Here is a 12,914-nt window from a genome sequence, read left to right as displayed (position 1 = left end):
CTGATCTGTCAACCATTCATCCGGTCAGATCTGTCAACCCTTTATCCGCTGGACATGGGGGGCGTTCAGGACGATCTCGCGGTGAATGCGGCCCACGCCGCCTTCCGAGGATCTCTTCGTGAACGGAACGGTACGGAAGGCCATCGGCGGCGCCGAGCCTCGATCGAGATCGCAGGTCGCGCCGAGCGGTCGCCTGGTGTCCTGCATCCGCGTCACGATCGTCCTGCACGCCCCACACCCCCGACCCCTCTCCACGAGGGAGAGGGGAGACCCAGCGCGGCCTTCATCCGCGGAGTGCGGCATGATCTCGCCCATCGTCGCGCGTCTGCGTCTCGCTTCGCTTTCCCGACCGCTCGCACGGTCAGCCGACCCGAATCTTCCGGACACGCCATGACCCGAGACCGCCGCCTCACCCTCGCCCGACCCGACCTCGCCGACGCCGCCCTCCAGGGCGTCGTCCGCGCCGTGCGCTACGTCGCGCCGACGCGACGGCGTGTGCGCGCCCCGCTCGTCGACCTGCGGCCGCAGCCGCGGCTCGACGCGGGCATCGACACGCAGGCGCTGATGGGGGAGGCGGTGGACGTGCTCGACGTCGACGACGAGGGCTTCGCCTACGGGCGCCTCGTGCGGGACGGCTATGTCGGCTGGCTCTCGGCGGATGCGCTCGCCGACCCGGAGCCGGCGCCGACGCATCGCGTCGCGGCGCTGCGCACCTTTCTCTATCCCGGCCCTTCCATGAAGCTGCCGGTCGCAGGCTGGCTGAGCCTCGGCGCGGACGTGACCATCGCGGAGATCCGCGGCGACTTCGGGCAGGTGCCCGGCGCCGGCTGGCTCTACATGCCCCACCTCGCCGCGGGCGACGCCTCCCCCGAGCCGGACTTCGTGGCCGTGGCGGAGCGCTTCCTCCACACGCCCTATCTCTGGGGCGGCGTCTCGAGCCTCGGGCTCGATTGCTCGGGCCTGGTCCGCGCCGCGCTCCACGCGGCGGGCCGTGCCTGCCCGCGCGACACCGACATGCAGGAGGCGGCGCTCGGCGAGGTGCTGCCCGAGGGCATGCCGCTCGCGCGAGGCGACCTCGTCTTCTGGAAGGGCCATGTCGGCATCATGCGCGACCCGGAGACCCTGCTCCACGCCAACGGCCACCACATGATGGTGGCGAGCGAGCCCCTCGCCGAGGCCCGCGCGCGCATTCTCGAGAAGAGCTTCGGCCCGTTGACACGGATCGCGCGTCTCTGCTGACGCGCGAAGGCCCGCCGCGCGCCGCGCGACGGGCCTCCCGTGATCGCGATCGGTCGGGCCTCTCTCAGCCCACGTTCACGCCGTGGTGCTTGGCGAGCGGGCCGAGGCCGCCGGCGAAGCCCTGGCCGACGGCCTTGAACTTCCACTCGTCGCCGTGGCGGTACACCTCGCCGAAGATCATCGCCGTCTCGACGGAGGCGTCCTCGGAGAGGTCGTAGCGCGCGATCTCGGCGCCGCCGGCCGCGTTCACGACGCGGATGAAGGCGTTCGAGACCTGGCCGAAGCTCTGCTTGCGGCTCTCGCCCTCGTGGATGGTCACCGAGAAGACGAGCTTCTTCACGTCGGCGGGCACCTTCGAGAGGTCGACCTTGACCTGCTCGTCGTCGCCCTCGCCCGCGCCGGAGCGGTTGTCGCCGGTGTGCTCGACCGAGCCGTCGCCGCCGATCTTGTTGTTGTAGAAGATGAAGTCCTGGTCGGTGCGGACCTTGCCGTCCTCCTTCACCAGGAACACGCTCGCGTCGAGGTCGAACTCGGCGCCGTCCGTGGCGCGCGGATCCCAGCCCAGGCCGACGATGACGTTCGTCAGGCCGGGAGCCTCCTTGGAGAGGGATACGTTGCCGCCCTTCGAGAGAGAAACACCCATTGTCGTCTCCTTCCGATGTTGCGCGGCCCGCCGCCGGGCCGCTTCGTGATGGAACGCGTCGGATCGGGATCAGGCGAAGAGGAGATCCTGATACGAATAGACGATGAAGGCGAGATACGCGACCAGCATGGCGATGCCCATGGGCCGGCCGATCTTCGAGACCGTGAGCATCCACGCGGCGAACGCGAAGGTCACGCCCGCCATCACCCACATGTCGAGATCGACGAGGGTCTCGTCGATGACGAGCGGCTTGATCATGGCGGTGATGCCGACGATCGAGAGGATGTTGAACAGGTTCGAGCCGACGATGTTGCCGATGATCATGTTCGTCTGGCGCTTGAGCGCCGCGGCGAGGCAGGTCGACAGCTCCGGCAGCGAGGTGCCGATGGCGATGACGGTGAGGCCGATGATCGCCTCGGGAACGCCGATCGCGTTGCCCGCGGCGACCGCGCCCTGCACCAGCATCTCCGAGCCGACGACGAGCGCGACGAGGCCCGCGAGCAGGAAGCCCATCCCCTTGCCGACGGAGTCGATGCCCTTCTCCTCGATATCGTCGTCGTGCTCGTCCTCCTCGCCCGCGCCCGTGTCCTTCCAGTACTGGTAGGCGATGAAGGCGGCGAGGATCGCGAACATGCCGAAGCCCGCCCAGCGCGGCACGATGCCGTACAGCATCAGCGCGACGAGGATGACGGTCGCGACGAGCATCATGCTCATGTCGCGCAGGAGCTCCGACGGCTTGCCGTGCAGCGCGAAGACCACCGCCGTCGCGCCGATGATGAGCAGGATGTTGGCGATGTTCGAGCCGACGATGTTGCCGAGCGAGATGCCCGGGAAGCCGGTCAGGTTGGCGTTCACCGAAGTGAACAGCTCGGGCGCCGATGTGCCGAAGGCGACGATGGTCGCCCCGATGAAGAGCTTGGAGAGCCCCGCGCGCTCCGCGATGAACGCGGCGGCGTCGATCGTCCAGTCGCCCCCCTTGATCAGCAGGAAGAGGCCGAAGGCGATGGAGCCGAAGGCGAGCACCGCCAGTTGATAGTCACCGATCTCGTTCATGGACGCGCGGAGGCTCCGGGGGGTTGCGATGAGGCGGGGAGGGTAGGGTAGGCGGCTCGGGACGGGACCGCGGGCCGGCCCGCAACGCGTCGTCCCCGGCTCGGGGCCGGGGGCGACGGCGCGCCGCCCGCGCAGGCCCGATCAGAGATCGAAATCGGCGGGGTCGAGGGAGAGCTCGCGGGCGATGGTGCGCACCACGGCCTTCTCCTTGTCGTCGAAGTCGCCGTCGGAGGCGCCGATGGCGATGCACACGCGCACCATGACGCGGGCGGCGTCCGGCTTGTCGCGCAGCTTACCGACGTGCTTGAGCGCCTCGGCCTTGCCGATCTCGGCGTCGAACTCGAACTTGTCGGTGATCTTCTTGAAGAAGGCGATCACCTCCTCCAGCTTGAAGACCTTCAGCTCGTCCGAGTTCTCGATGTACTTCATCATCTTCTGCTTCTCGGACGAGGAGATGTCCCCGTCCGCGGCGGCCACGAGGGCGCAGCCCGCCACGACGGCCTCCATGAACTCCTTGTTCTTGAAGCGCGAGACCTCCGTCTGCAGCGCCGCGCGGGCCTTCGTCACGTTCGTCTTGAGCCAGTCGAGCACCATGGTCGTGGTCCTTCCCTCTTCGTGAATGGGCCGCGCCGCGGGTTCCGCGGTGCGGCGGGGCGAGGCGCGCCGGGTGCGGCGCGTCGTGCCTGGCGTCCTACTTCGATCCGCGCGTCCAGCGCATGCCCCAGCCGTAGGCCTCGTCCATCGGCTTGTGGTTCTGGAAGTACTTGACCTCGCGCGAGACCCGCATCTGCCCGCCGACGTTCTCGACGAGCGTCACGGCGCACATGCCCATGTTGGAGGTCTCGTCGAGACGTACCTCCACCGGTGGCTGGTCCGGCGCGAAGACGGTCACGACGCCGTCCGTCGCCGCCCAGTTCGGCGCGCCCTCGTAGATGAAGGCGTAGACCAGCACCCGGCGGATCTCGTCCCAGTGCCGGCCGTTGATGCGCAGCCACTCGCCGTCGGCGCTCTGGCCGGTGCGGTCGTCGGCGGAGAGCTGGACGTAAGGCGGGCCGTCGAAGTAGCCGAACGAGTCGCCCAGCGCCTGCACGGCGCCCTTGCGGCCGTCGGCGAGCTCGAACAGGCAGCCGAGGTCGAGGTCGACACCCTTGGGCTTGCCGAAGCCGAAGAAGCCGCCGCCGCCGGAGGGCGGGGCCTGGTTGCGGTTCCAGTTGAGGTTGATGCGCACCTCGCCGTAGCCGCCGGCCGCCTTCTTCGACAGGTCGATCGACTTGCGCTCCTTGGTGAGCGTCACCTTGGAGAGGTTGATCGACGGCGCCGCAGCGGATGCAGCATCGCTCTTCCCCGGGCTCGGCGCGCCCACGCGCGGCACGCTCGGCGGCCGGGCCGCGGGAGCCGGCGGCGGGGGCGGTGCGGGCTCCGGCTCGCCGTCCACCGAGACGCCGAAGCTCTCGGCGAGCGGCTTGAGGCCGCCGGCGAAGCCCTGGCCGACCGCGCGGAACTTCCATTGGCCATTGCGCAGGTAGAGCTCGCCCAGGATGAGCGCCGTCTCCACCATGCCCGCGGTGTCGACCGGATAGGTCACGACCGGGCTGCCGCCGTCGAGGACCGCCACCTCGAGCGAGGCGACCTGCGAGAACGACACCCCGCGCCCGGCGCCGTGGATCGTCGCCGTCACCGCGACCTTCTCGACGCCCGCCGGCATCGCGCCCAGCGCGACGGCGAACGTCGTCTCCTTGGCGCCGCCGTCGGCGGGGACGTTCTGGGCGGTGAGCCGCACGGCGCCGCCGGGCCCCTCCGGCTGGCCGTAGAACACCATGTCCGCGTCGCCCGAGACCTTGCCGCTCCCCTGCAGGAGGAAGGCGGAGACGTCGATCTCCGCCACGGCGCCGGACGGCGCGAAGCGCACCCGCACGACGGGTGCGCTGGCGTTCACCGGCGCGTTGGCGCCCTTCGTGAGCTGCGTCACGCTCTCACCCCCTCCGTTCTCGCCGCGTCGACGGCTGCGTCTCAGATATGAGCCGAGGCCGCCCCCGCAAGATCCTGGGCGGTGCGCCCGTTCGCCGGCGCGCCGATCGCCTTCATCGTCCACTCGCCCGAGGCGCGGCTCACCACCGCCATCACGACGCCCGTATGGGCGCCCTGCTCGGTGAGCGTGTAGCGGGCGATCTCCTTGCCGGCGCGCTCGTCGACGAGGCGGCAGAAGGCGTTCTCGACCTCGTTGAAGGTCTGGCCGCGGAAGGAGTTGACGGTGAAGACCAGCGTCTGGACCGCGGCGGGGAGGCGGGCGAGGTCGACCCCGATCGTCTCGTCGTCGCCGTCGCCCTCGCCGGTGAGGTTGTCGCCCGAGTGCACGATGGCGCCGTCGCCCGACTTGAGCTGGCGGAACCAGACGATGTCGACGAGCTGCCTGCTCCCGTCGAACATCAGGCAGGAGGCGTCGAGGTCGATGTCGCCCCCGCCGCCGCCGAGGAGGCCGGAGAGGAAGCCGCCCTTCTTCTTCACCGGGTCCCAGCCGAGACCCATCCGCACCTTGGAGAGCCCGGCGCTCTCCTTGGCGAGCGAGATGGTCTGCCCCTTGGACAACGAGATCGCCATGAATGCCTCCCATGAAGACGCCGTATGCGACGGCGCGTCGTCGCGCGACGAATTTCCCTTGCGCCGTTAAGTGGTTCCGCTAAAGAATGCTGTCAAGCCGCAAAGCTTGGAAACACTGCGAGAGACGTTATTTCCGAATTCGCGTCGCGCGCTTGTGCTTTCACTCCGTCCGACCCGCCGAGACACCCCTCCGCCGAGACACCCCTCCGCCGAGACATCTCTGCGACGAGCGAACGCGCCGAGCCCGGCGGCGAATCGGCCGGTGCCCCCACGCGTCGGCAGCCCGCACACGCTCTCTCGATCACGGGTTCATGTCGTCATGAAGACGATCCTGTTCACGCAGGGCCACGCCAGCCAGCGCGCGGTGGTCCGCCTCGCGCGCGCCGCAGCGCCCCACCCCGCGAACCTGCGCATCCTCGCGTCGCACGCGGACGACCGCGAGGACATCCTCGACGGGGCCGACGTCGCCCTGCGCGAGCCGGCCCGCCCAGATCCGCGTGCCGACGGCGCGGCCTACGCCGCCTGGCTCCTCGCCGAGGCGCAGGCGGCGAATGTGGACGCCGTCCTCGCGATGCGCGAGCGTGCCGCGCTCGCCGGCGCCGGCGCGGCGTTCCGCGCGGCGGGCATCCGCCTCGCCTGCGGGGCGACGACGCCCGAGGCGCTCGAGACCTGCGCGCGCAAGGACCTGTTCGCGGCGCGGATGCGCGCGGCGGGCCTGCCGGTGCCAGACACGATCGCGGTCGTCGATGCGGCCGGCCTCGCGCACGCGCTCGCGTCGCTGTCGAGCCCCCACGGCGCCTGCGTCAAGCCCGCGTCGGGCGTCTACGGCCGCGGCTTCTGGCGGCTCGACCCGAAAGCGGACGGCTTCGCCCATCTCGAGGACCCGGACCGCAGGGTCGTCCACCCCGACGTGTTCGCCGCCGCCTGGGCGGCCGCACGCGAGCGCGGCCGGCTCGTCGTCATGGACTACCTGCCGGGGGACGAGCACTCCGTCGACGTCGTCTGCGACGAGGGCCGGCTCGTCGCCGCCGCCGCGCGGCGCAAGGCGGGCGCCTGGCAGGTGGTGACGACGCGCGGCCCCGAGATCGACCTCGCCGAGGCCGTCGTCGCCGCGCTCGGCCTCGACGGGCTCGTCAACGTGCAGACCAAGGCGGACGGGGAGGGGGTGCCGAAGCTGCTCGAGGTGAACACCCGCTACGCCGGCGGCGTCGGCTACGCGGCGGCCGCGGGCGTCAACCTGCCGGCCATCGCGACCGCGACCCTCCTCGGCCTCCCGGCCCCGCGCGAGGCCTTCGGCGGCCCGGATCCCCGGGCGGTACGCATCGTCGACGAGCCGGTGCTCCTGGAGCGGACCTCCGCCCGGCTGGGAGCCGAGGAGCCCGCGCCGGCCGAGGTGGCGGCGTAGCACGCCTCTCCGGAGGAAGCGGTCGGCGGCCTGCACCGGCGTTCGCGACATCCGCGGCCCCGGATCCTCCCCGGAGGGGAGGAGTCCGCGCGGTACGCGCGGGCGGTGGGGCCGTTCGCTCGTCCTGGCGGGCTGGCGTCCCGGCGGGCCGGCCCGCCGCCTTCCCCACCCTCCGGCCTGCGGCCGTCGTCCTCCCCTTCGGGGAGGTGGCGGGTCGCGGCCTGTATCCGCCGTTCGCGAGATGCGAGACCCCGGTTCCTCCCCGCAGGATCAGGACCAATAGCGATCCGGGTCCGTGAGGCGGGCGTAGACGTCGTCCATGACGTCGGAAAGCTCGTGCATGACCTGCCCGTTCCAGTAGCGCGCAATGCGAAAGCCTTCGCGGCGCAGGTACGCGTCGCGCCGGCGATCCCGCGCTTCGTGCGGCGCCTCGCCATGGTGCCCGCCGTCGATCTCCAGCACGAGCCGCGCCTTCAGGCAGGCGAAGTCGACGACGAAGGGGCCGATCGGCACCTGGCGCCGAAAATGGAAGCCCGCCGGGCGAAGCCGACGCAGAGCCGCCCACATGCGCCGTTCCTGGCGCGTCGCATCGTAGCGCAGCTCTCGGACCCGTGCGACGGGGACCGTGGAGACGGGGCGCCCCCCGGGGCCGGCAGGCATCGCGGTCGTTCCTATCCTGTTCTGAACCAGAACATATCAGAAACGACCACGATTGCAACCCGAACGATGCGGACGGCGTGTCGCTCGATCGTCACGGCGGGCCGGCCCGCCGTCCTCCCCACCCTCCGGCCTTCGGCCTCCGTCCTCCCCTGCGGGGAGGAAGCGCTGCTGCGGGCGTCGGTGCTCAGCCGATGGCTGTGGCGATCGCGTCGAGCGCGGCCTGGGCGTTGGCGCCGTCGGGGCCGCCGGCCTGGGCCATGTCGCGGCGCCCGCCGCCGCCCTTGCCGCCGAGCGCCTCGGAGGCCGCACGCACCAGCGCCACCGCGTCGAAACGCTCGGTCAGGTCCTCGGTGACGCCGACGACGATTCCGGCCTTGCCGTCGTCCGATACGCCGACGATGGCGACGATCCCCGACTCGAGCCGGCGCTTGCCCTCGTCGACGAGGCTCTTGAGGTCCTTGGGCGCCACGCCCTCGACCGCGCGGGCCATCAGCTTGACGCCGGCGACCTCGCGCACGTCGGAGGCGCCGTCGCCGGAGCCCCCGCCGCCCATGGCGAGCTTCTTGCGCGCCTCGGCGAGCTCGCGCTCGAGCCGGCGCCGCTCCTCGACCAGCGCCGCCACGCGGCCGGGCACCTCGTCGACGGTGGTCTTGAGCAGGCCCGCGACGCCGTGCAGTGCCTTCGATTCCTCCGCCAGATGCCGCCGCGCGGCCTCGCCGGTGAGCGCCTCGATGCGGCGCACGCCGGCCGCGACCGCGCTCTCGCCGACGATGGAGACCATGCCGATCTCGCCCGTGCGCGACACGTGCGTGCCGCCGCACAGCTCGATCGAGTAGGTCTTGCCCGCGAGCGCGCCGTCCGGGTTCGTACCCATGGACACGACGCGGACCTCCTCGCCGTATTTCTCGCCGAAGAGCGCGCGGGCGCCCGAGGCGATGGCGTCGTCGACGCCCATCAGCTTGGTCACCACGGGCTCGTTCTGCAGGACGAGCGCGTTCGTCAGCGCCTCGACGCGGCCGAGCTCCTCCTCGCCGATGGGCTTGGGATGGGAGATGTCGAAGCGCAGGCGATCCGGCGCGACGAGCGAGCCCTTCTGCGCGACGTGGTCGCCGAGCACCTGGCGCAGCGCCTCGTGGAGCAGGTGGGTCGCCGAATGGTGTGCGCGGATCGTCGCGCGCCGCGCATGGTCGACCACGAACTCCGCCGGATGCCCGACGACGAGGTGCCCGTCCTCCACCGTGACGTGGTGAACCCACAGGTCGCCGAGCTTCTTCTCGACGTTGGTCACCCGCGCGCGAAAGCCCGCGCCGGAGACGAGGCCGGTGTCGCCGACCTGGCCGCCGCTCTCGGCGTAGAAGGGCGTCTGGTTGGCGACGAGGAGGCCGGTGTCGCCCACCCCGATCGTGTCCACCCGCGCACCGTCGCGGACGAGCGCGGCGACGACGCCCTCCGCCTTCTCGGTCTCGTAGCCGAGGAACTCGGTCGCGCCGACAGCCTCGCGGATGCCGTACCAGACGGTCTCGGTGGCGGCCTCGCCGGAGCCGGCCCACGCGGCCCGGGCCATCTCGCGCTGGCGCTGCATGGCCGCGTCGAAGGCGGCCTTGTCGACGCCGATGCCGCGGGCGCGAAGCGCGTCCTGCGTCAGGTCGAGGGGGAAGCCGTAGGTGTCGTAGAGGGTGAAGGCGGTCTCGCCGGAGAGCTCGTCGCCGCGGCCGAGCGCCTTCGTCTCGTCGTCGAGAATGGCGAGTCCGCGCTCGAGCGTCTTGCGGAAGCGCCGCTCCTCGAGCTCGAGCGTCTCGCGGATCAGCGGCTCGGCCCGGTTCAGCTCGGGATAGGCCTCGCCCATCTCGCGCACGAGCGTGTGGACGAGGCGATGCATCAGCGGCTCGCGGGCGCCGAGCAGCTGCGCGTGGCGCATGGCACGTCGCATGATGCGGCGCAGCACGTAGCCGCGCCCCTCGTTCGACGGCAGCACGCCGTCGGCGACGAGGAAGGCGGAGGCGCGCAGGTGGTCCGCGATGACGCGGTGCGAGGCCTTCTGCGGACCCTTGGCGTCGACGTTGGTGAGGGTCTCCACCGCGCCGGTGAGCAGGCGCATCGTGTCGATCTCGTAGTTGTCGTGCGTGCCCTGGAGCACCGCGGCGATGCGCTCGAGGCCCATGCCGGTGTCGATCGACGGCCGCGGCAGGTTCACCCGCTCCTCGGGCGAGAGCTGCTCGTATTGCATGAACACGAGGTTCCAGATCTCGATGAAGCGGTCGCCGTCCTCGTCGGGCGAGCCGGGCGGGCCGCCGGGGATGTGGGCGCCGTGATCGTAGAAGATCTCCGAGCAGGGGCCGCAGGGGCCGGTGTCGCCCATCTGCCAGAAGTTGTCGGAGGTCGGGATGCGGATGATCTTGCTCTCGGGGAGCCCGGCGATCTTCTTCCACAGCGCCGCCGCCTCCTCGTCCTCGGAATAGACCGTGACGAGCAGCTTCTCGGCGGGGAGATCGTACTCCTTGGTGATCAGGTTCCAGGCGAGCTCGATCGCGCGGTCCTTGAAATAGTCGCCGAAGGAGAAGTTGCCGAGCATCTCGAAGAAGGTGTGATGGCGCGCGGTGTAGCCGACGTTGTCGAGGTCGTTGTGCTTGCCGCCCGCGCGGACCACCTTCTGCGCCGTCGTCGCGGTCGTGTAGGGCCGCTTCTCGACGCCGGTGAAGACGTTCTTGAACTGCACCATGCCGGCATTGGTGAACATCAGGGTCGGGTCGTTGCGCGGCACGAGCGGGGACGAGGGGACGATCTCGTGCCCGTTCTGCGCGAAGTAGTTCAGGAAGGCCGACCGGATCTGGTTGACGCCGCTCATGGAGACACTCTGCGAAAGGGGAGGCGGGGGGACGCCGCCGAAAGCGTTGCGTCGTTCTAGAGTTGGGCGTCCGGCTTGTCGAGGGGAACGGCTCGCGCCGCCCGCCATTGTCCGCGGGCCCGCGAGCGGCTAGTCTGCGGCGAAATCCACAGGGATGGCGGCGCGCCGCGCGGGTTTCGAGAGCCCGCGCGCTCCGTGCGCACGCCACGAGAGAGGCCTCGGGAGGCCCGACGGAATGCGCATCGAGAACGACCCGAAGCTCGACTTCAAGGACGTGCTGATCCGGCCCAAGCGCTCGACGCTGGCCTCGCGCGCCGCCGTCGAGATCACCCGCACGCTGCGCTTCATGCACACGGGCCGCACCTGGACGGGCTTCCCCCTGATCGCCGCCAACATGGACGTGACCGGCACGATGGGCATGGCCGGAGCCCTCGCCCGCCACGGCGCCATGGTGGCGCTGCACAAGCATTATCCCGCGGACATGCTCGTGGACTTCTTCGACGGGCCGGACGCCGCGAACGCCTTCTACACGATCGGCACCGCCGAGGCGGACTGGGAGAAGTTCGCCGCCGTCAAGCGCCGGGCGCCCGTGCCTCTCCTGTGCATCGACGTGGCCAACGGCTACACCGAGAAGTTCGTCGAGATCGTCGAGAGGGCCCGCGCGGAGAACCCCGAGGCGGTGATCATGGCAGGCAACGTCGTCACCGGCGACATGACCGAGGCGCTCATCCTGGCGGGGGCCGACATCGTCAAGGTCGGCATCGGGCCCGGCTCGGTGTGCACCACCCGCAAGATGACGGGGGTGGGCTACCCGCAGCTCTCCGCCGTGATCGAGTGCGCCGACGCGGCGCACGGGCTCAAGGGCCTGGTCTGCGCCGACGGCGGCTGCACCGTGCCGGGCGACGTCGCCAAGGCCTACGGGGCGGGGGCGGACTTCGTCATGCTCGGCGGCATGCTCGCGGGCCACGACGAGTGCGAGGGCGAGATCGTGCGCGAGACGGTCGACGGGGTCGAGCAGCCGACGAAGATGGTCTTCTACGGCATGTCGTCGGACACGGCGATGAGGAAGTATGCCGGCGGCGTCGCCGCCTATCGCGCCTCCGAGGGCAAGACGGTCGAGGTACCCTATCGCGGCCCCGTGGACGGCACGATGCAGGAGATCATGGGCGGCGTGCGCTCGATGATGACCTACATCGGCGCGATGTCGCTCAAGGAGGTGCCCAAGCGCACCACCTTCGTGATGGTGGGCGCGCAGCTCAACACGGTGTTCGGGAGCTGAGGGGGGCGACACGGGCGGGGACGAGCGCGCGGTCCGGTCGCAGCCGGAACGGATGGGCGCGGCCGTCTGTTGCCGCTAGGCTCACACGCAATCCGCTCCGGAGACGCAACGCCCATGGCCGAGATCGATCCTCCCCGCATCGCGGGCGCCGCGCTGGGGGCGATCGCGCTCGCCGCCGGCGGCTCGGCGCTGCATGCGTGGCTGCGCGGCCGGAAGGTCGCGCGCGAGATGCACCCGCCGATCGGGCGCTTCGTCGCGGTGGAGGGCGTGCGGCTGCACTACGTCGACGTCGGGCCGAGCGATGCCGGGCCGAGCGATGCCGGGCCGCGGGAGGCGCCGGCCCTCCTGTTCGTGCACGGCAACGGCGCCTGCCTCGACGACCTCCTCGTCTCCGGGCTGATCGACGCCTGCGCGACGCGCTATCGCTGCATCGTGCCCGACCGGCCGGGCTACGGCCATTCGTCGCGCCCCTCCGGTCGGCGGTACGACCCGCGCGACCAGGCCGCCCTGCTGCGCGCCTTCCTCGCCGAGATCGGCGTCGACCGGCCGATCCTCGTCGGGCATTCCTGGGGCGCGCTCGTGTCGTTGGCCATGGCGCTCGACCATCCCGACGCGGTCGCCGGCGCGGTGCTGATGTCGGGCTTCTACTATCCGCAGGAGCGCAGCGGCGTCGCGGCGATGGGCCTGCCGGCCGTGCCGGTGCTCGGCCACGCGCTGGCCTGGACGCTGGGCCCGCAGACCATGCGCCGGCTCGCCCCCAGGCTCTACCCGCGCCTGTTCGACCCGCACCCGATCCCGCCGCGGATGCTCGCCGAGTACCCCTTCGCCTACGGCGAGCGGCCCGAGCAGATCCGCGCCGCCTCCGCCGAGCTCGCGGTGATGCGATCGGCCGCGGCGGAGCTGATGCCGCGCTACGCCGGCTGCGCCGTGCCGTTGGCGCTCCTCCACGGGGCGGAGGACAAGGCGCTGCCGGGCGCGCTGCACACGCAGCGCCTCGCCGCGGAGATCCCTGACGCGCGCATGGCACTTCTCCCTGGTCTCGGCCACATGATCCACTATTTTGCGCAGGATTCGATCCGCGCCGCGATCGACGAGACGGTGGCGCGGGCGTCGCTGCCGGCGGGGGGCCCTGCGGAGAGCCTCGCCGTGCGGCGTGCGGCGGAGTGACGGTGCGGTGCGCGTGTGATCCTGC

11 protein-coding genes are annotated in these 12,914 nt (G+C 71.2%); 4 read left to right on the top strand and 7 right to left on the bottom strand.

Features of this window, described 5'->3' with window-relative positions; all coding sequences use genetic code 11:
• The first annotated feature begins 390 nt into the window (after positions 1 to 390).
• The gene (locus ACTZWW_RS08990) at positions 391 to 1,239 is read left to right on the top strand and encodes a C40 family peptidase (RefSeq protein ID WP_444780608.1); all 849 of its coding nucleotides are present in this window, start codon (positions 391 to 393) and stop codon (positions 1,237 to 1,239) included.
• A 64-nt stretch (positions 1,240 to 1,303) separates the two neighbouring features.
• Here ACTZWW_RS08990 and ACTZWW_RS08985 read toward each other — a convergent pair whose 3' ends face one another.
• The 5 genes from ACTZWW_RS08985 to ACTZWW_RS08965 all read right to left on the bottom strand — a co-directional run bounded on the left by ACTZWW_RS08985 (position 1,304) and on the right by ACTZWW_RS08965 (position 5,533).
• Positions 1,304 to 1,882: a TerD family protein gene (locus ACTZWW_RS08985; protein ID WP_444780607.1), complete on the bottom strand. Its 579-nt coding sequence runs from the start codon at positions 1,880 to 1,882 to the stop codon at positions 1,304 to 1,306.
• Positions 1,883 to 1,951: 69 nt separating this feature from the next.
• Complete coding sequence (locus ACTZWW_RS08980) at positions 1,952 to 2,935, bottom strand: calcium/sodium antiporter (protein ID WP_444780606.1); 984 nt, start codon at positions 2,933 to 2,935, stop codon at positions 1,952 to 1,954.
• Between the two features lie 141 nt (positions 2,936 to 3,076).
• Positions 3,077 to 3,529: a tellurite resistance TerB family protein gene (locus ACTZWW_RS08975; RefSeq protein WP_444780605.1), complete on the bottom strand. Its 453-nt coding sequence runs from the start codon at positions 3,527 to 3,529 to the stop codon at positions 3,077 to 3,079.
• Between the two features lie 97 nt (positions 3,530 to 3,626).
• Positions 3,627 to 4,904, bottom strand: coding sequence for a TerD family protein (locus tag ACTZWW_RS08970; RefSeq protein ID WP_444780604.1), 1,278 nt, complete (start codon positions 4,902 to 4,904; stop codon positions 3,627 to 3,629).
• A 41-nt stretch (positions 4,905 to 4,945) separates the two neighbouring features.
• Complete coding sequence (locus ACTZWW_RS08965) at positions 4,946 to 5,533, bottom strand: TerD family protein (RefSeq protein ID WP_444780603.1); 588 nt, start codon at positions 5,531 to 5,533, stop codon at positions 4,946 to 4,948.
• Positions 5,534 to 5,852: 319 nt separating this feature from the next.
• Between ACTZWW_RS08965 and ACTZWW_RS08960 the strand changes: the two genes are divergently transcribed.
• Positions 5,853 to 6,938, top strand: coding sequence for an ATP-grasp domain-containing protein (locus tag ACTZWW_RS08960; RefSeq protein WP_444780602.1), 1,086 nt, complete (start codon positions 5,853 to 5,855; stop codon positions 6,936 to 6,938).
• Positions 6,939 to 7,208: 270 nt separating this feature from the next.
• Here the strand turns inward: ACTZWW_RS08960 and ACTZWW_RS08955 are convergent, their stop codons facing one another.
• On the bottom strand, positions 7,209 to 7,598 hold the full coding sequence (locus ACTZWW_RS08955; protein ID WP_444780601.1) for an endonuclease domain-containing protein: 390 nt from the start codon (positions 7,596 to 7,598) through the stop codon (positions 7,209 to 7,211).
• Positions 7,599 to 7,782: 184 nt separating this feature from the next.
• Complete coding sequence (alaS, locus tag ACTZWW_RS08950) at positions 7,783 to 10,443, bottom strand: alanine--tRNA ligase (RefSeq protein ID WP_444780600.1); 2,661 nt, start codon at positions 10,441 to 10,443, stop codon at positions 7,783 to 7,785.
• 235 nt (positions 10,444 to 10,678) lie between these two features.
• On the opposite strand from alaS, the gene ACTZWW_RS08945 reads away from it, so the two are divergent.
• Together ACTZWW_RS08945 and ACTZWW_RS08940 are read left to right on the top strand one after the other, a co-directional pair.
• Entirely contained in the window at positions 10,679 to 11,722 is a 1,044-nt protein-coding gene (locus ACTZWW_RS08945) for a GMP reductase (protein WP_444780599.1), read from the top strand.
• A 114-nt stretch (positions 11,723 to 11,836) separates the two neighbouring features.
• Positions 11,837 to 12,889, top strand: coding sequence for an alpha/beta fold hydrolase (locus tag ACTZWW_RS08940; protein WP_444780598.1), 1,053 nt, complete (start codon positions 11,837 to 11,839; stop codon positions 12,887 to 12,889).
• The last annotated feature ends 25 nt before the right edge of the window (positions 12,890 to 12,914 follow it).

Source organism: Salinarimonas sp. NSM (assembly GCF_052380005.1).
Classification (GTDB): Bacteria; Pseudomonadota; Alphaproteobacteria; order Rhizobiales; family Beijerinckiaceae; genus Salinarimonas.
This window is presented reverse-complemented; position numbering and strand designations above follow the sequence as displayed.